The 23,009-nt window shown below is 67.4% G+C and carries 20 protein-coding genes; 13 read left to right on the forward strand and 7 right to left on the reverse strand.

Going from position 1 to position 23,009, the window contains the following annotated elements; genetic code table 11:
- Positions 1 to 160: 160 nt before the first annotated feature.
- The 3 genes from OHA40_RS02180 to OHA40_RS02190 form a co-directional block, all read right to left on the reverse strand.
- Positions 161 to 1,156 carry a TAXI family TRAP transporter solute-binding subunit gene (locus OHA40_RS02180; RefSeq protein ID WP_330231383.1) on the reverse strand — a complete coding sequence of 332 codons (996 nt, stop codon included), beginning with the start codon at positions 1,154 to 1,156 and terminating at the stop codon, positions 161 to 163.
- Positions 1,153 to 3,168: a TRAP transporter permease gene (locus OHA40_RS02185; RefSeq protein ID WP_330231384.1), complete on the reverse strand. Its 2,016-nt coding sequence runs from the start codon at positions 3,166 to 3,168 to the stop codon at positions 1,153 to 1,155. The genes OHA40_RS02180 and OHA40_RS02185 overlap by 4 nt, the downstream gene beginning before the upstream one ends.
- Positions 3,169 to 3,248: 80 nt before the next feature.
- Complete coding sequence (locus tag OHA40_RS02190; protein WP_330231385.1) at positions 3,249 to 3,650, reverse strand: nuclear transport factor 2 family protein; 402 nt, start codon at positions 3,648 to 3,650, stop codon at positions 3,249 to 3,251.
- 227 nt (positions 3,651 to 3,877) lie between these two features.
- On the opposite strand from OHA40_RS02190, the gene OHA40_RS02195 reads away from it, so the two are divergent.
- Both OHA40_RS02195 and OHA40_RS02200 read left to right on the forward strand, forming a co-directional pair.
- Complete coding sequence (locus OHA40_RS02195) at positions 3,878 to 4,261, forward strand: hypothetical protein (protein ID WP_330231386.1); 384 nt, start codon at positions 3,878 to 3,880, stop codon at positions 4,259 to 4,261.
- Between the two features lie 404 nt (positions 4,262 to 4,665).
- Positions 4,666 to 4,788, forward strand: a complete 123-nt coding sequence (locus OHA40_RS02200; protein WP_330231387.1) for a hypothetical protein — start codon at positions 4,666 to 4,668, stop codon at positions 4,786 to 4,788.
- A gap of 69 nt (positions 4,789 to 4,857) precedes the next feature.
- Here the strand turns inward: OHA40_RS02200 and OHA40_RS02205 are convergent, their stop codons facing one another.
- The gene (locus OHA40_RS02205; protein WP_330231388.1) at positions 4,858 to 5,190 is read right to left on the reverse strand and encodes a hypothetical protein; all 333 of its coding nucleotides are present in this window, start codon (positions 5,188 to 5,190) and stop codon (positions 4,858 to 4,860) included.
- Positions 5,191 to 5,471: 281 nt separating this feature from the next.
- On the opposite strand from OHA40_RS02205, the gene OHA40_RS02210 reads away from it, so the two are divergent.
- From OHA40_RS02210 to OHA40_RS02225, 4 genes are all read left to right on the forward strand, one after another.
- Entirely contained in the window at positions 5,472 to 6,362 is an 891-nt protein-coding gene (locus OHA40_RS02210) for a helix-turn-helix domain-containing protein (protein ID WP_330231389.1), read from the forward strand.
- Complete coding sequence (locus tag OHA40_RS02215; RefSeq protein WP_330231390.1) at positions 6,359 to 6,562, forward strand: DUF397 domain-containing protein; 204 nt, start codon at positions 6,359 to 6,361, stop codon at positions 6,560 to 6,562. The genes OHA40_RS02210 and OHA40_RS02215 overlap by 4 nt, the downstream gene beginning before the upstream one ends.
- A 136-nt stretch (positions 6,563 to 6,698) precedes the next feature.
- A complete protein-coding gene (locus tag OHA40_RS02220; RefSeq protein WP_330231391.1) occupies positions 6,699 to 6,950 on the forward strand; it encodes a DUF397 domain-containing protein in 252 nt (83 codons plus the stop codon).
- A gap of 224 nt (positions 6,951 to 7,174) precedes the next feature.
- The gene (locus tag OHA40_RS02225) at positions 7,175 to 11,389 is read left to right on the forward strand and encodes an nSTAND1 domain-containing NTPase (RefSeq protein WP_330231392.1); all 4,215 of its coding nucleotides are present in this window, start codon (positions 7,175 to 7,177) and stop codon (positions 11,387 to 11,389) included.
- A 238-nt stretch (positions 11,390 to 11,627) separates the two neighbouring features.
- Here OHA40_RS02225 and OHA40_RS02230 read toward each other — a convergent pair whose 3' ends face one another.
- Both OHA40_RS02230 and OHA40_RS02235 read right to left on the reverse strand, forming a co-directional pair.
- A complete protein-coding gene (locus OHA40_RS02230; RefSeq protein ID WP_330231393.1) occupies positions 11,628 to 11,879 on the reverse strand; it encodes a hypothetical protein in 252 nt (83 codons plus the stop codon).
- 50 nt (positions 11,880 to 11,929) lie between these two features.
- Entirely contained in the window at positions 11,930 to 12,931 is a 1,002-nt protein-coding gene (locus OHA40_RS02235; RefSeq protein ID WP_330231394.1) for a helix-turn-helix transcriptional regulator, read from the reverse strand.
- Between the two features lie 63 nt (positions 12,932 to 12,994).
- On the opposite strand from OHA40_RS02235, the gene OHA40_RS02240 reads away from it, so the two are divergent.
- The 6 genes from OHA40_RS02240 to OHA40_RS02265 all read left to right on the forward strand — a co-directional run bounded on the left by OHA40_RS02240 (position 12,995) and on the right by OHA40_RS02265 (position 20,808).
- Positions 12,995 to 15,280 (forward strand): excinuclease ABC subunit UvrA, encoded by a 2,286-nt coding sequence (locus tag OHA40_RS02240; RefSeq protein WP_330231395.1) that lies wholly within the window; start codon positions 12,995 to 12,997, stop codon positions 15,278 to 15,280.
- 100 nt (positions 15,281 to 15,380) lie between these two features.
- A complete protein-coding gene (locus OHA40_RS02245; protein ID WP_330231396.1) occupies positions 15,381 to 16,259 on the forward strand; it encodes a family 43 glycosylhydrolase in 879 nt (292 codons plus the stop codon).
- Positions 16,260 to 16,397: 138 nt separating this feature from the next.
- Complete coding sequence (locus OHA40_RS02250; RefSeq protein WP_330231397.1) at positions 16,398 to 17,810, forward strand: L-fucose/L-arabinose isomerase family protein; 1,413 nt, start codon at positions 16,398 to 16,400, stop codon at positions 17,808 to 17,810.
- 2 nt (positions 17,811 to 17,812) lie between these two features.
- Positions 17,813 to 19,294 carry an FGGY-family carbohydrate kinase gene (locus OHA40_RS02255; RefSeq protein ID WP_330234015.1) on the forward strand — a complete coding sequence of 494 codons (1,482 nt, stop codon included), beginning with the start codon at positions 17,813 to 17,815 and terminating at the stop codon, positions 19,292 to 19,294.
- Positions 19,295 to 19,351: 57 nt separating this feature from the next.
- Positions 19,352 to 19,804 carry a thioredoxin family protein gene (locus tag OHA40_RS02260; RefSeq protein ID WP_442943899.1) on the forward strand — a complete coding sequence of 151 codons (453 nt, stop codon included), beginning with the start codon at positions 19,352 to 19,354 and terminating at the stop codon, positions 19,802 to 19,804.
- Positions 19,801 to 20,808 carry a glycoside hydrolase family 172 protein gene (locus OHA40_RS02265; RefSeq protein WP_330231398.1) on the forward strand — a complete coding sequence of 336 codons (1,008 nt, stop codon included), beginning with the start codon at positions 19,801 to 19,803 and terminating at the stop codon, positions 20,806 to 20,808. The genes OHA40_RS02260 and OHA40_RS02265 overlap by 4 nt, the downstream gene beginning before the upstream one ends.
- Here OHA40_RS02265 and OHA40_RS02270 read toward each other — a convergent pair.
- Complete coding sequence (locus OHA40_RS02270) at positions 20,799 to 21,296, reverse strand: hypothetical protein (protein WP_330231399.1); 498 nt, start codon at positions 21,294 to 21,296, stop codon at positions 20,799 to 20,801. The two genes, OHA40_RS02265 and OHA40_RS02270, sit on opposite strands and share 10 nt — an antisense overlap.
- A 151-nt stretch (positions 21,297 to 21,447) precedes the next feature.
- On the opposite strand from OHA40_RS02270, the gene xylB reads away from it, so the two are divergent.
- Complete coding sequence (xylB, locus tag OHA40_RS02275) at positions 21,448 to 22,854, forward strand: xylulokinase (protein ID WP_330231400.1); 1,407 nt, start codon at positions 21,448 to 21,450, stop codon at positions 22,852 to 22,854.
- Positions 22,855 to 23,009 lie beyond the last annotated feature (155 nt).

Genomic DNA, 23,009 nt, shown 5'->3' on the forward strand with positions numbered 1-23,009 from the left:
GACTTGGACAAAGTTACGCGCCGGATTTCACTTCGTCAAATCGCCTGCGCAGCGCGCTATTTCGCAGGTCAATGGCGTGCGTTCGATGGGTCGGGCAGCCAAATGACACGAATGTGATTCAAGCCACCACAAGATCGTTCCGAAGCGGTCGGGGAACCGTTCAGTTGGCGAGGGCGTGTGCGGCGCCGCGATGCAGCGGCACGGGCGCGGTATCCCGGGCGGTATCCCTGCTGATCCCCTTTGCGGCCGAGTTGGCCTGCTCCAGTTGGGTTTTGCGATCGAACAGCGTCCTGGTCAGCACGCAGGCGAGATCAGCGTCCAGATCGTCGCGGACGAGCAGGACGTTCGGCACGACGATCGTCTTCACCTCCGCGGGCAGGCCGTACGCGGCGGCGGGAATGGTTCCCTCTTCGTAGACGGGATTGATCTTGCGCAGGCCGGGCAGCTGGTCGGTGATATCGAGGAATCGGACGCGGTCCCCAGCGGTGGTGAACAGGTCGGTGATGCCCGGCGTGGGCAGGCCGCCGGAGAAGAACATGGCGTCGATCGATCCGTCCTTCATGCCGTCCACGGTCTTGGTGAGATCCAGCCGCTGCGCGGAGATATCGCGATCGGGATCGAGACCGGCGGCTTGCAGTACCCGCTGCGCGATCACCTCGGTGCCCGATTTCGGTGAGCCGGTGGAGACCCGCTTGCCCCGTAGGTCGGCCACCGAGTTGATGCCCGCGTCCCGGCGAACGACTACCTGGGTGTAGTTCGGATACAGCCGCGCGAGCGCCTGCACCGGCTGTTTCTTGCCGTCGAAGCTCCCCGTGCCGAGCACGGCATCGGCGGCGCTGTCGGCCAGGGAGAACGCCACCTGGTAGCTACCTGCCACGATCTGCTGGATGTTCTGCACCGACGCCCCGGTCTCGGCGGCGGTCGCCTTCACCTTGCCGTCGGTGGCCTGCGCGAGCTGGTCGGCGTAGGCGTTCCCCAGAGCGAAGTACACCCCGGTGGCGTTACCGGTCGCGATGCCGACTCGGGTCTCCCGCCCGAGCACGCAGGTGACCGCCGCGCCCGAGTCGGTGTGCGGAGTGTCCCTGCGGCCGCCGCAGCCCGCGAGCAGTCCCGCCGCGATCGTGATGACGGCGAATATCAGTGCGGCTCTTCTCATGTCGTTCTCCTTTGCGACAGCAGAGTGATCCCGGCGGCCGTGACCAGCGCGCACGCCCCGACGATCAGTGCGGCGGGCGCCAGATACAGCAGCGTCAACCCGCCGACGGCGGCCAGCACGCGTGCCGCCAACGGCGCGGGGCCGATACCAGGGATCCAGCCGCCGGTGGCGGCCGCAAGCGCGGCAACGCCGACGCACGCGACCACCGTGGTCCAGAGGATGCCGAGAACCGGCCCTCGCCCGAGCAAGTATTCGCCCGGCCCGGTCAGCACGAACACGATCGGCACCAGGAAGGCGGGCAAGGCGTACTTCAAGGCCTGCCACATGGTGGGCACGGTGCGGCCTCCGGTGATGGCGGCGGCACCCACCGCCGCCAGCGCGGTCGGCGGCGTCACCTCGGAGAGGACCGAGTAGTAGAAGACGAACATCGCGGCCGCGGGCGCGGGCACGTCGAGGGCCAGCAGCGCCGGGCCGATGATCGCCCAGCCGATGATGAACGACGCCGTGACCGGCACGGCGAGCCCGAGCAGCGCAAGCGCGACGGCGGCGAGCGCGACGGTGCAGGCCAGCACGACGGTGTGATTGTCCGACAACGCCTTCGCGGCCCGGACCAGCAGTGCCGCGAGTTGCGCGCCGAGACCGGTCTTGGTCGTCATCGCGGTGATCACGCCCGCGGCCGCGCACACCGCGACCACCGGCAGCGCCGACCGGACGCCGCTGCCGATCATGGCGAACACCAGGCGCGGCGACCGGGCCGCCGCCCTGGTCCGCGCGTCGAAGAACGCCAAGACGAACGCCAGCGCGGTCGCGTACACCACCGCTCGCGTCGCGCTCACTCCGATGAGCAGGAGTACGACGATCGCGATCAGCGACAAGAAGTGGTAGCCGAACCGCAGCAGGAGCCGACCCGCCGACGCACCGCCGATCTCGACCGGTTCGGTGCCCAGCCTGCGCGCATCGATCTCCACGGCGAGCAGGATGCCCAGGTAGTAGAGGAGGGTCGGGATCAGCGCCCAGCCGAGCACGGTCACATAAGAGACCTCGAGGTATTCGGCCACGATGAACGCCGCGACCCCGAGCGTGGGTGGTGACAGGATCGCGCCGACACCGGCCGCGGCCAGCATGCCGCCCGCCTGCTCCGGCGGGTAGCCCGCGCGCCGCAGGATCGGCCAGGTCACCGCGCCCACGCTCACCGCCGTGGCGGTTCCGGATCCGGACACCGTGCCGAGCAGGAAACCCGAAGCCACCGCGGTGCGCCCGGCGGCGCTGCGCGAGCGCCGGAACGCCGCGACCGACAGATCCACGAAAAATTGGGCGGCGCCGGAGAATTCGAGCACCGCGCCGTACAGGGTGAACAGCACGATGTAGGTAGCGGCGACATCCAGCGGAGTGCCGTAGAAGCCGCTGCCGGAATTGAACAGAGCGTCGATGATCTGGCCGAAGTCCAGTCCGGCGTGCGCGAGGCTCCATTCCTGCGGCAGCAGTCCTCCGTAGTACCCGTAGGCGAGGAAGACCAGGCACACCGCGGGCAGCACCCATCCGGTCGTGCGCCTGCACGCCTCCAGGACGAGCGCCAGCACCACCGTGCCGACCGCGACGTCGACGGGATCGAGCAGTCCTTGCCGATCGAGGAACGCGTCGTACCCGCCGCCGCCCGACCCGATCGTCATCGGCGCCACGGGATACAGGCAGACCGCCAGCGCCACCGCGGCCAGCAACCAGTCCACCATGCCAGGGCGGTTCCGACGGTCCAGGAAGCGAAGCCCGGACCCGTAGGCGAGAAAAATCGTCGGCAACGTGCCCGCCAGGAAGATCACCAGGTAGTACTGACTGCCCTGCGCCAACGGCCGGAACACCTGCCACAGCGCGAGAATCGCGACGGCGAACGTGGCGACGGCGACCAGTCGCTCCGCCCAGCCGCTCAGCACCCGCGCAGGCCGCTCCTCGTCGTCGAACTCCACGACCGGCGGGCGCTTCTGCTCATCCACTCGAGCGCCCAGCGTGTCCGACATGGCGAGACGATAGCAACACGCGCGGGTCTGTATACCGGCTTTGACGACAGCCGTGGTAGCGGATCGCCTCCCGCCAGGGATCAGCCGCCCAGCGGCGCCCGGCGCGGAACGACCTTGCGGGAGGAGATGCGCCAGCCCGCCTCCTCCCGTACCACCACGTCCTCGTAGGTCACGCTCGCACAGCCGCCGTCGGCGCTGATCCCGATTCCTTTGGAGCGCACCTGAACCTCACCCGTCTCGGTTTCGGTCACGAGCACGTTGGTGACGTGATGCCCCACCGGATTCGCGTCGCCGAGCATGAGCGCGGCCTCCCGCACGGCCGCTATGCCGCGCAGCTCGCCGAACCCGAGATCGCTGAGGTCGTAGACGATCCCGGGGCTGAACAGCTCGTCCATCCGATCGAGTTCGCCCGCGTCCACCAGGTGACCGTGCTGGGCGATGAGGTCGTTGATCGCGATGCGGTCCTCCATCGATAGCGTCATGCGCAGCACCGTACCGCCGGTCTCCGCACAGGTCAGGCGAATACGGCGGCTTTCCGGAGGTCGAGGGCAGGCTCAGCGGGAAGTGGCGTGGCGGTCGGCATTCGCCGTGGTCGCGAAGTCGATCTGTCGGCGAGCGTTCGACGATGCGGTCACGACGCAAGGGCCGAGCGAACCGGTGCGGCCGTAGAGCGTGGCGGTGCCGCGCGCGGGGCACGTAGTCTCGCGCGGTGCACTCTCATCTGAGTTTCGAGAACCCTCCTGGGCTGCCTCACAAGGTCGTGGTCGAGACGTTGGAGCGGGCTTTGCGTGACCGCACGACCGCGGGAGAGGCCGCGAGTGTCCTCGTCGGAAGCGCGTTGAACGACGACGACGTGGAGTTCGTCGAGCACTGGTGCGTGCAGGTCGGGACACGGGCTGTGCCGGGTAGTCCGTTGCTCGGGCTGGCCGGACTGTGCCTGGGACACACCGCCCGGCGTTTCGGGCGTCTCAGCGATGAATCCCTCGCACTGGTGAAGTCGCTGGCGGCTCGCGCCGAGGCCGACCCGTCGGACGTGGACGGTCGGGCCGTCGACGGGTATGACGACGTCCGGAGCTTCCTGCACCTGTGGTGAGACGCTGCCAGCGAGGTCAGGCGGCGTAGCCTGCTGCGGCACTAGGCCCGACAGCGCGGCTGAGCCAACCCCGCCACGCACCATCAGTCAGCCCCGCCCTCACGGCGTTCCCCCACCTCGTGCCCGGCTTGCCAGCACCATCGACGGCATGCCGCAGCCTCCCGTCTATGTAGACGCAATCTACGTAGATGGCATCTACATAGATCACGCATTGCCACGAGCCCGGCGCAACCGGATTGGTTGTCGTCAGCCGAGCCGGAACCGCACCGGACAGGAATTCCACCGGGGGCGACCTTATTGGGACCAGACGAGGTGGTGTCGTCGCCGTAGAGCCGGGTTCAGATCGCCCCCGGGCTAGTCTGCCCGACTCAGGTAGGCAGATATTTCGGTCCCAGCATCGCGCCGTGGCGATGGCGATGGCGATGGCGATGGCGATGCATGTTGCCACCGAAAAGCCGAAAATCGGTTCAAATCAAGGGCGTTTCTCCTTCGAGACGGCACAGAAATGGTCCGGCGTCCGGCAATAGCCGATCGGGACCGTTCCAATGGGGGAACAACGGCAATCGACATGTGAACTTATCCCTTCGGATTCAGCTTCAGTGTCGTGTTCGCACCATCGACATGCCCGCAATGGACCCGGTGTGTCCCCGGTGGTACCAGCCGTAGGGGTGCCCGACGAGCAGGCCGCATCGCTCCAGGATCTCGGGGGCTCTGAAGTCGATGTGGGCCAGCGAGAAGGTGATCAGCACGCGGTACCCCAGTCCGACCGCCTCCTTGAGCGTCCAGGGGATCGGGTCCGCCCGGTCGGCGATGATCGTCCGCTGTATGTCGCAGCCGTGGGCCGTGGCGAGTCGACCGCAGTGGAGTTCTTGCACGTCCCGGGTCTCGACATTATTGAAAATATCCGCCTTCAAAAAGATGATAGCCATGACCATAGTGCGCTCCAGTAACTAGTCTTGGTACGCGCCCGGTGCAGGGTCCGGCGGGGCAGCTGTATCCGAGTTGCCGGACCATCGCCGTTTCGGCTCTCCGGGCCTCCAGGCGATGTCCCCAATGGGCGATTGGGGCTGGCCTGCACCGGGCGCTCCTTCAGTAGATCTGGCGCACAACGGGATTCGCGGCATTATTGTGGGAGATCGACGGGGGGATCATCGTTATTCCACCGCGGAGCATTCCATATTTCACGCATCCGATTAGCAAAGGGAACGATATGGCCACTGGATCTACCCTGCCCAGAAGGGCTTTGGGCCGCCGGATACGACAACTGCGGGAGCGCAACAACGTCTCGCAGGCCGCCGCCGCGCGCATCGTGGAGACGTCACCACAGTCCTATGGTCGCTTGGAAGAGGGCAGGGTCACCAAGGTCACGGACCTGGGCATCAACGCCCTCGCCAACGCCTTCAAGGCCGACGACGAGGAGCGCAGGCTACTGCTGGACTTGGCGCAAGAAATCCGGCAAACCCAGAAGTCGGACGGTAGCTTGTGGCGGGCAACTTCCGACGTAATCCCCAAGGCGTTCAACCACTATCTGGCGCTGGAAGAGGCTGCGAGCCGTATCATCTCATGGCAAACAATGCTGGTCCCGGGGCTGCTGCAAACCCGCGAGTACCGTCGTGCGCTGGTGTGGGCCGAGTATCCGGGTATGCCGCCGGAAGAGGTGGAACGCATCCTGGACTTCGTGATGAAGCGACAGGAAATGCTGGTCAACAGCGACTTTCGTTTCGAAGCAATCCTCGCCGAGGCCGTCTTGCGCTATCAGGCGGGTGGCCCGGGAGTCAGCACGGACCAACTCCGGCGCATGCTCGAGTTGTCCGAAATGCCGAATGTCTCGGTGCGGATCGTGCCCTTCGATGCCCAGACCCCGGTTGCGCTCATCACTCGCTCGCCGTTCGTCATTTGCGAGTTCCCGCCGCTGCCAACGTCGAAGCTGATCGAGCCACCGGTTGTCTACATCGAGGGCTTCGTTGGGGAACTCTATCTGGAGCGCAACGTAGAAGTGGCCCAGTATATGGATACAGCTCGGAGGCTGGCGCAGGTAGCGTTACCCGAAGCAGCATCTAGGGACCGGGTGCTGACGACAATCAAGGAGCTGATGAAATGATCGACCTACCTGGGGCCCGCTGGTTCAAGAGCAGCCGAAGCGCGGGAAACAGGGAATGCGTTGAGGTGGCACACCTGAGCAAAGGCATGGTCGGCGTACGCGATAGCAAGGATACGTACGGACCGGTACTGGTGTTCACGCCGAGCGAATGGGATGTCTTCACCGCTGGCGTAGTCGACGGAACGTTCGACCGGCCCTGACTCTCCGAGACCAACATCTAACCCCCGAGCCTCACGTGCCGAGGCCGGGGCGGTTCGAATTCCGGAAGCTGCGGCTTGCGTGACCCGAAGGGGCATCCAGAGACTCGGTGCTGACGGCAATGAAGGAGCTGATGAGATGAGCGACCTACCCGGCGCCCGCTCGTTCAAGAGCAGTCGCAGCACGGGCAAAGAGGACTGCGTAGAAGTGGCGCACCTGAGCAAAGGCATGGTCGGCGTATGCGATAGCAAGCACATGTCCGGCCCGGTACTGGTGTGTGTTCACGCCGAGCGAGTGGGATGCGTTCACCGCTGGCAAAGTCGACGGAGCGTTCGACCAGCCCTGATTGCCCGGATCGCTGGGCCGGGACAGGCATTCCGCAACGGATGACCTGCCCCGCGCGGATCCGTCTCGCTCAGGCCCGGTGGCCGCCGATCGGGTTTCATGCGGCGCGGGCAACGGATGACCGGGCGCGCTGGCCATAGCCGCGATCGACGGTGAGCGCGTTTTGCCCGCGCGTATCCCGATCGGCGAATTCATCGGCGGCAGTATGTGTGTGTCGTTACGCTTGCCGGGCAATTGGTTCCGGCAGTCGACGTCACGGGGGTTGATGAGTGTCGCGTATCTTCCTGAGTCATTCCAGCAGGGACAACGCGGCGGCGGTTGCACTGCGACAGTGGCTGATCGAGCAGCGACCGGGGTTGGCCGGGGAGGTCTTTCTCGATATCGATCCGGACACAGGCATCCGCGCTGGGGTTCGGTGGAAAGATGCTCTGCGGCAAGCGAATACACGCTGCGAGGCGGTGATCTGCCTGGTATCGCGGCACTGGCAGAGCTCGCACGAATGCAAGACCGAGTACCGCACCGCCGAGACTTTGGGTAAGCAGATTCTGGTGGCCCGGCTGCAAGCCACTGATGGCGATATCACCGGGGAATGGCAGCGGTGCGACCTGTTCGGCGAGGGCCCCGCCACCACCGTCCAGCTCCACGGCGGCGGCGAGCCGGTGCGGTTCCGCACTGCGGGTCTCCACCAGTTGCTTGCCGGGTTGGAGCCAGCCGGTATCGGTGCCGAGCACTTCCTGTGGCCACCACGGGCGGAGCCCGACCGTGCGCCCTATCGCGGATGGCGGCCGTTCGAGGCGATCGACGCCGCCGTGTTCTTCGGTCGCGACGCGCAGATCCTGCGCGGCCGGGATCATTTAGCGGTCATGCGCGCGACTGGTGTGCAATCGCTGTTCGTCGTCCTCGGCCCCTCCGGTGCCGGGAAATCGTCGTACCTGCGTGCGGGGCTGCTGCCGCGGCTGGCCCGCGACGATCGGCACTTCGTGGTCATGGACATTCTGCGACCCGCGCGGGAAGCCCTCACCGGCGCCAGCGGCCTCGCCGCCGTAATCCATGCCACCCGAACGCGATTCGGTCTTCGGGCGCCCAGCCACGGTGTGATCAGAGCCGCGCTGTCCGACCAGCATGAGCGGGTGCGCGAGTGGCTGCTCGAGATCCGGCAGGCCGCGACAGCTCGGTTGATCGACACGTCCGGGGCAGAAGCCGACCGGGCGGCTCCGACGCTGGTGTTGCCGATCGACCAGGCCGAGGAATTGCTCGGTCCCGATGCGGGCAGTCGGGGTGGCTTGCTGCTCGATCTGCTCGCCGATCTGCTCGCCGACCCGGTGGACGGCGACGCGACACGGCAGTGGCTGATTGTGCTGGTCTGCGTGCGCACCGACCGCTATGAGGCGTTTCAGACCGCCCCGCAACTGGCCGGTATCGAAACGATGCTCTTCGACGACCTGGGCCCGATGCCGCGTGCCCTGTTCAAGGACGTCATCACCGGTCCCGCGACGCGGGCCACCCAGGCGGGGGCACCGCTGCAGGTCCACCCGGACCTGGTCGATCGGCTGCTGGCCGACTGCACCGAGGGTGCGGATACCCTGCCGCTGCTGGCCTTGACGCTGTCCCGGTTGTACGAGGACTACGGTGACACCGGAGTTCTCACCCTCGACCACTACACCGCGATCGGCGGCATCAACCAGGTCGTGCGCAGCGAGATCGACCGCGTCCTCGCGGTCGATCCGGCGCAGCGGCGACACCAGCTCGACCTGTTGCGCTCGGCGTTCATTCCGTGGCTGGCCACTATCGGTCCCGACAACGACCAGCCCCTGCGCCGCATCGCCGCCTGGACCGATTTGCCCGCCGAGACGCATTCGCTGCTTGACTGCTTCGTCGAGCGGCGGCTGTTGGTGAAAGACCAGCGCGACGGCCGGACCGTGGTCGAGGTGGCGCTGGAAAGCCTGCTGCGGCAATGGGACGACCTCGCCGAATGGCTCCGGGAACACGCCGACGACCTCAAGAACGCCGATGCGCTCGAACAGACCGCCCGCGCATGGGCCCGCCACGATCACGACGACGCTTGGCTGCTGGACGGCTCACGCCTGCTCGCCGCCGAAACACTCCTCACGAAACCGGGCTACCGCGAACGTCTCGAATCGGTCCGCGAACTTGTTTCGACCTCGCGCAAATACCACGACGACCGCATAGACGCTGAACTCCGCGCATCCCGTAAGCGAGCGCGCGTCCTCACCGGGCTGGTCGCCGTGCTGCTTGTCGTCACCCTGCTCGCCGTCACGGGATTCGTCACGGCGACCAACGCCAGCGAACGAGCCAACAGCCAAACCCGCGAAGCCATAGCACTACGCCTGATCCAAGACGGTGAAGCCACGCTGCAAGGTAGACAACTCGGCAGCGACATCTACGCAATCCAGGAAATACTCGCCGCCCACGCCCTCGCACCAAGCCTACGAACCGACACCGCGATCGTCGATGCCCTCTACGCCCGCAGACACCTACTCGCCGTTGCGCAAACGCACGCCCTCATCAAGGACGTGGCGTTCAGCCCGGACGGCAGGCGCATCGTCTCCGGCGGCTTCGACGAGACGTTGCGGTTGTGGGATGCGATCACCGGGCAACAAATCGGCGCACCCCTGACGGGCCACACCGACGTGGTCCAGAGCGTGGAATTCAGCCCGGACGGCAAGCGCATCGTCTCCGGCAGCCACGATCGGACGTTGCAGTTGTGGGATGCCGTCACCGGACAACCCATCGGCACACCCTTGACCGGCCACATCGAGTCCGTGCTGGATGTGGCGTTCAGCCCGGACGGCACGCGCATCGTCTCCGGCAGCGATGATCAGACGTTGCGGTTGTGGGATGCGGCCACCGGGCAACCCATCGGCGCGCCCCTGACCGGCCACTCCGGTTCCGTGTTGGATGTGGAATTCAGCCCGGACGGCACGCGCATCGTCTCCGGCAGCGCCGACCAAACGTTGCGGTTGTGGGATGCCGCCACCGGGCAACCCATCGGCACACCCCTGACCGGCCATACCGAGTTCGTTTACAGCGTGGCATTCAGCCCGAATGGCAAGCGCATCATCTCGGGCGGCGCCGACCAGACGTTGCGGTTCTGGGATCCGGCTACCGCACAGCCCCTCTACGTACCGCTGTCTCCGAAGGAAGCCCTTGCGCTATCCCCAGAGGATGCGATGCAGGCCTCGATGAACGACGGAGTGTCAGAGGGAGCAAATCGTGTAGCCATGGTGAACAGCATCGCCATCGACCGGAAAGGAAGATGGATAGCCGCTGGCTACTCCGACAACGTCGTACGGCTGTGGAGCCCTATTGCAGCCCGCCCGGTGAGTTTGCCCCTGGCGGGAGCCACCGACTCTGTTTGGAGTGTGGCGTCGAGTCCTGATGGGACGCGCATTGTTTCTGGCAGCGGTGACGGCACACTCCGGATCTGGGATGCCACGACGGTGGCTCTGGCCTACCACACCAGCGTCGTGATGACTATGGCGTTCAGCCCGGACGGCAAGCGCATCGTCTCCGGCAGCACCGACCGGACATTGCGGTTGTGGGATGCGGCCACCGGGCAACCCATCGGCCCACCCCTGACCGGCCACACCGAAACGATCCAGAGTGTGGCGTTCAGCCCGGACGGCAAGCGCATCGTCTCCGGTGGCAACGACCAGACGTTGCGGTTGTGGGATGCGGCCACCGGGCAACCCATCGGCGCGCCCCTGACCGGCCACACCGAACGCGTGTGGGATGTGGCGTTCAGCCCGGACGGCACACGCATCGTCTCCGGCAGCGACGACGAGACAGTGCGATTGTGGGACGCGGCCACCGGGCAACCCATCGGCCCGCCTTTGACCGGCCACCTCCTCACAGTGAAGAGCGTGGCGTTCAGCCCGGACGGCAAGCGTGTTGTCTCCGGCAGCGCCGACAGGACGTTGCGGTTGTGGGACGCGGCCACCGGGCAACCCATCGGCGCGCCCCTGACCGGCCACACCAACGCCATTGCGAGTGTGGCGTTCAGCCCGGACGGCAAGCGCATTGTCTCCGGCGGCTTCGACCAGACGTTGCGGTTGTGGGACGCGGCCACCGGACAACCCATCGGCCCACCCCTGACCGGCCACACCAACGCCGTGTGGAATGTGGCGTTCAGCCCGGACGGCAAGCGCATTGCCTCCGGCGGCCCCGATCAAACATTGCGGTTGTGGGATGCAGTCACCCGGGAACCCATGGGCGCGCCACTGACCGGCCACGCCAACTTCGTGACGGATGTGGCGTTCAGTCCAGACGGGAGCCGTATCGTGTCGGGCAGCCTGGATACCACTCTGAAGATGTGGCCGATTTTCGCCCCGTCGGTCGAAGACCTGTGCGCGAAACTTCCCTCGAATATGAGCCACAAGCAATGGCGTGAAACGGTGCCGGCGGGGATCGGCTACATCGAACTCTGCCCAGGACTTCCCATCAGCCCCGACAACAGCAACTGATTTCAGGACAACAGCGCGGTGGGCACGATGTGGGGATTGTCCGGCTGGTGTCGGCCAGATGCTCGCTGTCGACGGAGCGTTCGGCCAGCCCTGACTGTCCGAGCCCAACACGAAGCCCTCTGCGCCTCAATGATCGCGAGGCGGGGGCGTTGCCGTATCCCATGAGCACTGGTCGGCCACCTGAACGGACTCCTGTCAACGACCCCTCGAAGTCCGCGGAAAGGCACGGTGGCGGCGATCAGTCGAGCTCACGACCGGTCAGCCATAGTTGTTCGAAGTGCCCGATCGCGCCCTGCACGAACGCTTGGTCCGTGATACGGAATCCGATCAGCTGCTGGGTGGTCCCTGTCGTGAGGGCGAGGAAGGCCACCGCGTCGTCGAAGATGGCGAAATCGACCGCATCGGCCGTCAAGGACCAGTCGATCACCCGGATGCGGTAATTCGGGTATCCGGCGGTGGCCTGAACCAGCTGCTGGGCCCAGACTGTCATCTCCGCGGTGGGAGTGGCTACGACACGGCGCGGCATCCGGCGGCACTACATCACCCTTGGTCGACAGCACCGGTTGGACGTGCCGGGAGAGGATTCCCGGCCGCGCGAAGCAATTTGGCGCCCACGGCGGCGAGCAGGTCTTTCATTTCCTGGGGTTCGACGACCTCGAAGTCGAGGTCCAAGTGCGCGACGCGGAGGGCGGTCCATTCCAGGGAATCGGCCGACGTGCGCAGGAGGCAGGTCTGCGCGTCCACCGCCTCGATCTCCTGCGGACGAACCCGGAAGGATTCTGTGACGGCGGCGGCGGACGCGTGGACACGCAGGACCACGTGCCGGGCCGGGCGGGAACGGGCCAGCTGGCTGGTGACGAAGCTCGCCGCGTCCGCAGCGGGGAGTTCTCGTGGCGGGCACCGCATTCCGGTGGGATGCGGGGAGGTCACGCGGTCTACGCGGAAGGTGCGCCAGTCGGCGCGGTCGACGTCCCAAGCCACCAGATACCAGCGGCGGCCCGCGGAGACCAGGCTGTGCGGCTCTGCGAGGCGGCTGGTTTCGGTGTCGGCCTTGTCCCGGTAGCGGAAACGGATCCGTTCGCCGTCGCGCGCGGCGGCGGCCAGGACGACGAGAATCTCGGGGTCGATCATCGGACCGGCGGCGGGACCGGCGAGTGACACGGTGGCGGTATCGATCGCGTCGACCCGGCGACGTAACCGCGACGGCAGCACCTGCTGCAGTTTCACCAATGCGCGGGCGGCGGATTCCTCGATACCCGCGACCGCGCCTTGGGCGGCGCTGCGCAGGCCGAGCGTGATCGCCACCGCCTCCTCGTCATCGAGCAGCAGCGGAGGCAGCGCGCCGCCTGCTTGCAGGCGGTATCCGCCGACCGCACCGAAACTCGCGACCACCGGATACTCCAGCTCGCGCAGACGCTCGACATCCCGGCGCACCGTCCGGACGGTGACTCCGAGTCGCGCGGCCAGTTCCGGGCCGGTCCATTCGCGGCGGGTCTGCAGCAGCGAGAGCAGCTGCAGCAGGCGGGCGGCGGTCTGGGTCACGCGATCCAGTATGGCCGCGAATGAGGACAGAAACCGACCTCATGGGCTCCTAGCGTGGCGGTCGTGCATGCAGATCGAGACACCATCAGGATCATCGGGGCCCGCGAGAACAATCTCCGCGATGTCTCGTTGACGATTCCCAAGGGCAAGATCGTGGTCTTCACCGGCGTCTCCGGTTCGGGGAAGTCGTCGGTCGTGTTCGGGACCGTCGCCGTCGAATCACAGCGGCAACTCAACGAGACCTTCACGTGGTTCATCCGCAATCGGCTGCCCAAATACGAGCGGCCGGAGGCCGAGGTGATCGACAACCTCGCGCCCGCCGTCGTCGTCGACCAGAAACCGATCGGCGGCAATTCGCGTTCCACGGTCGGGACCATGACCGACATCCAGTCGATCATCCGCGTGCTGTTCTCCCGGCACGGTGTGCCGAGCGCGGGCGAGGCCACTTGCTATTCGTTCAACGACCCGCTGGGCATGTGTCCCGGCTGCGGCGGGCTCGGCCACGTGGTGCGTCCGGACCTGGACAAGCTCATTGATACCGACAAGTCGCTCAACGAGGGCGCTATCACCTTCGCTCCCTTCGCGATCGGCACCTTCCAATGGCAGCTCTACGCCGAGTCCGGGCTGTTCGACCCGGATAAACCGCTGCGCGAGTTCACCGCGGAGGAGTGGCAATTGTTCTTGCGCGGCAATGGTTTTCGGGTGCCGCGACGAAACAGGAACGGATCGGCGGGCAACAATGCCTATGAAGGACTGCTGGAGCGGGTCGACCGGCTCTACATCAAGCGCGATCTCACCGCGTTGTCGGACAAGAACCGCGCGGCCGCCCAGGCGGTGGTCAGCGAGGCAGTCTGCCCGGACTGCGGCGGCGCCCGGCTCAACGCCGCCGCATTGGCGAGCCGGATCGATGGGCTCGGTATCGCCGACTACGGCAGGCTGGAGATCACTGACCTCATCGAGGTGCTCGCCGCGATCGATGACCCGGTGGCCGAGCCCATCGCGAGCGCCGCGATCGGCCGATTGCGCCGGATCGAGGAGGTGGGGCTCGGCTACCTCTCGCTCGATCGGGAGACCTCGACACTGTCCGGCGGCGAGGCGCAGCGCCTCAAGGTGGTGCGGCACCTCGGCTCCAGCCTCACCGGCATGACCTACATCTTCGACGAACCGAGCGTCGGTATGCATCCCCGGGACGTGGGACGGCTGAACAATCTGCTGATCCAGTTGCGGGACAAGGGAAATACCGTGCTGGTGGTCGAGCACTCCCCGGACGTGATCGCCGTCGCCGATCACGTGGTCGACATGGGGCCCGGCGCGGGCTCGCACGGCGGGCGGGTGGTGTTCGAGGGCACGGTCGACGAGCTGCGCGGCGCCGAAACGTCCACCGGCGAGCGGCTGCGCCGCGTTCGGCGGATCAAGGAAGACACCCGTCGGCCGACCGGATGGCTGACCGTAACGGACGTCGACACCCACAACCTGAAGAACCTCACCGCGCGATTTCCCACGGGCGTGCTCACCGCGGTGACCGGCGTCGCGGGCTCCGGGAAGAGCACGCTGGTCTCCGGCGCGTTCGCCGCGGCGCATCCACAGGTCATCGCGGTCGATCAAGGGGCGATCGCCGCCTCGCGGCGCTCCAGCCCGGCCACCTATCTCGGGATCATGGACCCGCTGCGTCAGCTATTCGCCAAGCGGCACGGCGTGCGACCGGGCCTGTTCAGCTTCAACTCCGACGGCGCGTGCGGAGAATGCGGTGGCGCGGGCGTGATCTTCACCGACCTGGCGTACATGGATCCGGTCACCACCGTGTGCCAGAACTGTCACGGACGCCGCTACCGGCCGGAGGTGCTCGGCTACGAGATCCGCGGCGCGTCCATCGCCGACGTGCTGGAGATGACCGCCGAGCAGGCGCTCGATTTCTGGGCCGAACTGGATGACCAGCGGATTCGCACACCGCTGCGGGCGCTGTTCGACGTCGGTCTCGGCTACCTCACCCTCGGCCGCTCGCTCAGTTCCCTCTCCGGCGGGGAACGCCAGCGCATCAAGCTGGCCGATCACCTGCATCGCCGCGGCGGGGTCTACGTTCTGGACGAACCGACCACCGGGCTGCATATGGCCGACGTGGACACCCTGGTCGCGCTGCTGGACCGATTGGTCGACGCGGGCAACACGGTGATCGTCATCGAACACGACCCGGACGTCGTCGCCCGCGCCGACTGGGTGATCGATCTCGGGCCGGATGGCGGAAAGCACGGCGGGGAGATAGTTTTCGCCGGAACGCCGTCGGACTTGCTGTCGGATGCTCGTTCCATTACCGCGGACTATCTGCGGCGCAGCGTCGGTGTGCTGCAATGACCTCTCGGTGCTGTATTGGACCTGAACGAACAGCCTGGTCACGGATGCGAAAATCGGCGGGACGGCGGTCTCTCGACGGCTGCGGCGGCATTATGAATGTATGACGACGCGCGAGGTGGTTCGAGCGGGGACGTTCGCGCGGATCTACGACCCCAGCGTCGGGGAGGCGGATGCGTGGTACATCAATGACCACACGCTGGTTCGCGACGAGGCCGGGCGATGGCACCTGTTCGGGATCACCCATCGGGAGCCGGCGGACCCGTTCGACGAGATCGAATTCGCGCACGCCTGCGCCGACCGGTTACACGGGCCGTGGGCCAAGCACCCGTCCGCCTTGCGTGTTGATCGAGACTACGGGGAGACGCATCTGTGGGCGCCGTTCGTGGTCCGCGCGCACGGCCAGTACTACATGTACTACGCCGCGGGTGGCGCCGACCGCACCGGCGCCGCGATGAACCTGGCCACCTCGCCCGACCTGTTCCGGTGGACCAGGCTGCCGACTGGTCCACTGTTCCACGACGGCTATGACGCTCGCGATCCAATGGTGGCGCCGGTGGGCGACCAGTGGGTGATGTACTACTGCGCGACCAGCGCCGCCGCCGGGGGCCATCATGTCGTCGCCTACCGCACCAGCACCGACCTCGTGCACTGGGGTGAACGCCATATCGCCTACACCGACCCGGCCAAAGGCACCGAGGCGGGCAACACCGAGTCTCCGTACGTCCTGCGACACGACGGTTGGTGGTATCTGTTCATCGGCCCGCGCCCGCACTACGTCGGCACCGACGTCTTCCGCAGCGACAGCCCGTTTCGCTTCCGCATCGGGGACAAGGTCGGCCACATCGCCGCGCACGCCGCCGAAGTTGCCGTCGAGGACGGCCGCTGGTGGATCACGAGTGCGGGCTGGGGCCAGGGCGGTGTCCACCTCGCGTCGCTCACCTTCCCACAGTCGCGGATGGTCAAAGCGGTTCCGCGATAAGCGGTCCGACGCGCCGACAGGAATCCCCAGCCTTCGAGCCGGGGAGGACGTCAATTCCCGAAACGGGCCAACGAACCGGGTCCCAGCTGGTATCTGTTGATGGAGTCGAACTCTCCGACCCCTACGGGAAGGACCGGCATGGCCCGTATCGGCGTTATCAGTCTTTCCGATGGCCGCGATTACGTGCATGCGGGCATCGCCGATTTCATCGCCTCCACCGAGGACCGGTTGGTGTCCGCGCTCGCCGCGGCGGGACACGACGTGGTTCGCGGCGCGGCGCCGATCAGCGACAACGCACTGGCGAGTTCGGTGGCGCGCACGGTCGCCGCGGCGGGCGTCGACCTGACCGTACTGCACTATGCGGTCTGGGCGTTCCCGCATTTCACCATGCTCGCGGCGGGTGCGACCCCCGGCCCGCTGCTGTTGCTGTCGAACATCGATCCCGTGCAGCCCGGCATGGTGGGCATGCTCGCCGCAGGTGGCGCGCTGGACCAGATCGGGCGCAAACACAGCAGGCTGTGGGGCGATCCGTCCGATCCTGAGCTGATCGAGGCCATCGGCGTACGGGCGCGGGCCGCGGCGGCCGTATCCAGTCTGCGCGGGGCGACATTCGGGCGCTTCGGTGGGCGGCCGATGGGTATGAACACCGCGGTCGCCAACACCGACCAGTGGCAGCGGCGCTTCGGGATCGATGTCGAGGAGATCGATCAGTGGGAGATCGTGCGCCGCGCCGAGCTGGCCGACGCCGGCGAGGCCAAGGCGGCGCGGGAGTGGCTGGAGCGGCACACCGCGGGCGTGCACTACGACGGTGCGAAGCTCACGCCGGAGCTGCTGGAACGCCAGATCCGTTCGTATCTGGCGGTGCGCGAGCTGATCGCGGAATGGCGCCTGGACTTCTCCGGCATCAAGGGGCAGCCCGAACTCACCCAGTACTTCGCGACCATGGACGTCACCGAGGCGTTCCTCAACGATCCCTATGACTGGAACGGTCCGAAAGAACCGCATGTCTGCGCGACCGAAGCGGACATGGACGGGGCGCTGACCATGCAGCTGCTCCAGCGGATCGCGGGAACACCGGTGCTGTTCGCCGACGTCCGGCACTATCACGCGGATCGGGACATCTGGGATCTCTGCAACTCCGGCCAGCACGCCACCTGGTTCGCGGCGCGCAGCGCCGATCCCGCCGAGAACCTGGCGAAGGTGCATCTGTATCCGGAAGTGTTCTTCTTCCCGGCGGGCGGCGCCTCGGTGCACCATCTGGCCGCGCCGGGCCGGATGACTTTGGCGCGACTGACCCGCTCGGACGGCGACTACCGCATGCAGCTGATGCTCGGCGACTTCGAGGAGTACGACCGGGAGACGAACGAAGCGTTGATGAAGCAGTCCACCTGGGAGTGGCCGCACGCCTTCGCCCGGCTGGACGCGCGCGCCGACGACTTCCTGAACCGCTTCGGCGCCAACCACATCCACGCGGTACCCGGCGATCACCGGGCCGCCGTACGCGCCGCGTGCGAGCTGCTCGACGTCACGCTGGACGAGTTCACGCGGTGACGATGTTTCTCGGCATCGATATCGGGACCTCGAGTTCCAAGGGTGTGCTCACCGACGCCGACGGCACGATCGTCGCCAGAGCCGAACGGGCCCACGACGTCTCCATGCCGCATCCCGGATGGGTGGAGCACGACGCGGAGACGGTGTGGTGGGCCGATTTCGTCACGCTCGCCCGCGATTTGGTGGACGCCGCCGACGGCGCTCCGCTCGACGGGCTCGCGGTGTCGGGGATCGGCCCGTGCCTGCTGCCCGCCGATGCGCAGGGCAGGCCGCTGCGCCCGGCCATCCTGTACGGCGTCGACACCAGGGCCGGCGCCGAAATCGTGGAACTGAACGACGAATTCGGTGCGCAAGCGGTACTCGACCGCGCGGGGTCACCGCTGACCAGCCAGGCGGTCGGCCCCAAGGCCCGGTGGCTGGCCCGGCACGAGCCGGACGTCGCCGCGCGTACCGCGATGCTGCTGATGGCGAGCTCCTTTCTGGTGCATCGGCTCACCGGCCGGTACGTTCTCGACCACCAGTCGGCCAGTCAATGCGTGCCGCTGTACGACTTGCGCGAGCGTGCGTGGGCGAGGGACTGGGCCGATCAGGTCATACCGGGATGGTCGCTGCCGGAACTGGCTTGGCCGACCGAGATCGTCGGCCGGGTGAGCGCCGATGCGGCGGCGAGCACCGGACTGCCGGTAGGGCTGCCGGTCACCACAGGGACCATCGACGCATGGGCCGAGGCAGCCAGTGTGGGTGTTCGCGCCCCCGGCGAGGCGATGATCATGTATGGCACCACCCTTTTCCTGGTGCAGGTGCTCACCGATCCACGCCCGCATCCCGGACTGTGGGGCACCTGCGGCGCCTGGCCGGACACCTACACGCTCGCCGCGGGCATGGCCACCTCGGGCGCGGTCACCGACTGGCTGCGCAAGCTCGTCGGCGGCGAGTTCGCCGACCTGGTCACCGCGGCGGCCGACGTGCCGGTCGGCAGCAGAGGCTTGCTCGCGCTGCCGTACTTCGCCGGTGAGCGCACGCCCCTGTTCGATCCCGACGCTCGGGGCATCCTCGCGGGATTGACCCTGGGGCATGGGCGCGCCGAGCTGTATCGGGCGGTGCTGGAGGGTATCGCCTACGGGGTGCGGCACAATCTGGCGGCCATGACCGCGGCGGGTGGACAGGCACGGCGTCTGGTCGCCGTGGGCGGCGGCACCAAGGGCGGGTTGTGGACGCAGATCGTCTCCGATGTCACCGGTCTGGAGCAGCAATTGCCCGCCGACACCGTGGGCGCCTGTCTCGGCGACGCGTTGCTCGCGGCCGAGGCCGCCGGTGTCGACACCTCCGCGTGGAATCCCGTCGTCGACACCGTGCAGCCCTATCCTGAGCGCACCGCGAAATACGAGGAGTACTACCGGTACTACCGCGAACTGTACGAACGCACGACGAATATCGCGCATTTCCTCGCGACGGAACAGCATCGCGCCGGCACGTCTTCCTGATCGCGGATATCCATGCGACGATCCAGGGTTACCGGGCCAGAACCATACGAGGATTCCATGCCGACTATCACCTTGACCCAGCACAATTTCGACTCCGTCGTCGCGTCCAACCCGATCGTGCTCGTGGATTGGTGGGCGGGCTGGTGTGGGCCGTGTCAGCGTTTCGCGCCCGTGTACGAGGCGTCGTCGGAGCGGCACCCGGAGATCGTGCACGGCAAGGTCGACACCGAGGCCGAAGTCGCGCTGAGCGCAGGCGCGCAGGTCACCCAGTATCCGACGCTGATGGCGTTCCGGGAGGGCTTGCTGGTGTATTCCGCGGCGGGCGCTTTGGCGCCGGACGCGCTGGAAGAGCTGGTGCAGCAGATTCTCTGGCTGGACATGGACCAGCTTCGCCGGGAGCTGGCCAAGCAGGCCGATGCGCAGCAGCTCGCCATGACCGGCGCGGCCGGCACGGTACGCAGGGCCGGACCCGCGCCGGCTTCGCCTCGGTACGGCTGGCCCGGGCTGTGACCGCGGGCGCGGAGCTGTGGCGGCTGGACGGCGCGCGCACGCGATCGGTCAGCGCCGAGAACCCCACCGGAGCACCCGGTACCGGCGCACGCGCGACCGACGGCACGGGAGCGCACGCGGCTCGATTGCTGGGAGCCGGGTGGAAGGTGTCGCCCTCGATCGCGCTCGCCGACGGTGAAACCGCCGTGCTGGCCGACGTTTCCGGCCCGGGAGTGTTGCGGCACTTCTGGTTGACCACCGAGCGCTCCGTGCTGCGCTCGCTGACCCTGCGCATGTCCTGGGATGACGCGCCCCAGCCCGCGATCGAGCTGCCGCTCGGCGACTTCTTCTGCAATGGATGGGGCGAGCTGGCACTGCTCAGTTCGGAAATGGTGGTGGTCGCCCCGTCGGGCGGCCTGAACAGCTACTGGCCAATGCCGTTTCGGCACCGGGCGCGAGTCACGCTCGAAAACCGCTGCGGCCGTGAAATTCCGGTCTATTACCAAGCGACTTACACCGAGGAGGATGTTCCGGACGACGCCGGATATCTGTACACCCGTTGGTCGCATGTGGCCCGCTTGGGCGATCCGGCCGTGCACACGATCCTCGACACGGTGCGGGGGCCCGGCCGCTATGTCGGCACCTACCTCGCTATTCGCCCCGGCGCGCCGGGATGGTGGGGCGAAGGCGAAGTCAAGTTCTATCTCGACGGCGACGCCGAACATCCCACTATTTGCGGGACCGGCACCGAGGACTATTTCGGGGGAGCCTGGAATTTCGATCTAGCCGGGACATATCGGACATACTCCGCGCCGTATCTGGGACTGCACCAGGTCCTGCCGCCGGACGAAATATATCGACCGGACCAGCGGTTCGGGATGTACCGCTGGCACGTGCGGGATCCGATCTGTTTCGAGCGCGATCTACGCGTCACCGTGCAAGCGCTCGGATGGCGGGACGCGGAAACCTACCTTCCGCTGGAAGACGCCGACATCGCGACGACAGCGTGGTGGTATCAGTCCTGAGCGGATGAATCCGGCGTATCCGGTTCCTGGTGGTCCAGCGCCAGCAGCTCGTCGGCGCGTGCCAGCGCGGCGTCCATGTTCGCGGTCAGATCGTCCATGACGGTCAGGCCGTCCAGCAGTCCGGTGAGTTCGTCCTGCACGGCGCGCAGTTCCGCGATCGCCGGGTCCACGGGATACCATGCGACCGAGTCGTGCCACCACGGATCGCCGGACAGCCAGGCCCACAGCACGTCGCGCACCAGCACCGCGTCGGAGGTATACAGCTGGAAGGACTCGGTCGGCGACCCGGCCCGGTGCTCCAGTTCGTAGACACCGTCGGGTAGCCACCTGGCCCGGATCTCGTGCAGGCCGGCGCGGCTGAGCTCGAGAATGGCGCGGTCGGCTTGGGGCGGTTCGTCGAGCAGGTCGCCGAGCGTGTTCTCGGTGAGTTCCGGCAGCGGCGTCCCGTCTCCCGTGCGGATGCGCACGTCCGTGGGGTCGGTGCTCATCGCGCCAGTCTGCCCGATGGGGCAGCCGATTACCCGAAATGCCCCGGGGCGGGGCGCTTCGGGTGCACAGTGTCGATATGTCTGTGGCATGTCCGGGCTGCGTCCGCCGGATCGGGATCTACGAGATGGGTTGCATCGGATAGGGAGACGAATGACAACTACGGTCGCGGGCGTCGACAGCTCCACCCAGTCGTGCAAGGTCGTCGTCTGCGACGCCGACACCGGTGCGATCCTGGGCCAGGCGCAGGCGCCGCACCCCGCCGGGACCGAGGTCGACCCCACCGCTTGGTGGGAAGCGTTGCGCACCGCCGGGGCCGGATTGCTCGACGGCGTCGACGCGATCGCCGTCGCGGGACAGCAGCACGGTCTGGTCGCCCTGGACGCCTCGGGCACACCGGTGCGCGAGGCGTTGCTGTGGAACGACGTTCGCTCCGCCGAGGCGGCCGAGGATCTGATCGCGGAGCTGGGCGGGCCGCAGGAGTGGGCCGACGCGGTCGGCAGCGTGCCGGTGGCGTCGTTCACCGTCACCAAGCTCCGCTGGATGGCCGATCACGAGCCGGATCCGGCCGACCGCACCGCGCGGGTCCTGCTGCCGCACGACTATCTGACCTGGCGGTTGCGCGGCGAGCCGGGACGTCTGCCGGAACCGACCACCGACCGCGGCGACGCTTCCGGCACCGGGTATTGGTCGCCCAGCAGCGGCGACTACCGGGAAGACCTGCTCGCCATGGCCTTTCGCGGACGCACACCCGCGCTGCCCCGCGTGCTCGATCCAGCCGAACCTGCGGGGCGGACGCCGTGGGGCGCACTGGTCGCGGCGGGCACAGGGGACAATGCCGGGGCCGCACTGGGCCTGGACATCGCCGAAGGCGACGTGGTGGTCTCGCTTGGCACCAGTGGGACGGCCTTCGCCCGCTCCGGCCGCGCCTGCGCCGATCCGAGCGGAGCCATCGCCGGATTCGCGGATGCGACCGGCGCGTTCCTCCCGCTGGTCTGCACGCTGAACGCCGCCCGCGTCCTGACCTCGACCGCCGACTTACTCGGCGTGGACCTCCCCACGCTGGAATCGCTTGCCGCCCAGGCACCGCCGGGCGCGGACGGCCTGGTCCTACTGCCCTATCTGACCGGTGAACGCACACCCAACCTGCCGCGCGCCACAGGCAGTCTGCACGGATTGCGCCCGGACGCCATGCGTCCCGCCACCATCGCCCGAGCCGCCTTCGAAGGCATGCTCTGCCACCTCGCCGACGCCCTCGACCATCTCACCGGCATCGGGGTGGCGCCGCGGCGCGTGCTGCTCGTCGGCGGCGCCGCTCGCTCGCCTCTGGTCGCATCGATCGCCGCGCAGGTCTTCGGCGTCACCGTGACGGTGCCGGAACCGGCCGAGTACGTCGCGCTGGGTGCCGCCCGGCAGGCAGCCTGGGCGCTGCGCGGTTCGGCGCAGCCACCCGCCTGGCAGGCACGGACGGCCGCGGAGATGCCCGCTCCGGCCGACGCCGCGGCAGGGCAGCGGATCCGGGCGAAGTATCGGCGGGCACGCCAGGCGCTCTACGACTGACTGCCGCCGTTTCCCGCGGCCACTGGGACGTCGTCCAGCCGGTGCCCGAACGCGGCGAGGTTCCGCACGGCATGTTCTGATGCGCGAGAAAATGGCGTGTTCGGTGGGACGGGCGCGGATATGGTCGAGCGCGTGACCTGGATCGCGCCCGACCG

Origin of the sequence: Nocardia sp. NBC_00508 (assembly GCF_036346875.1) — a bacterium.
In the GTDB taxonomy this organism is placed as follows: Bacteria; Actinomycetota; Actinomycetes; order Mycobacteriales; family Mycobacteriaceae; genus Nocardia.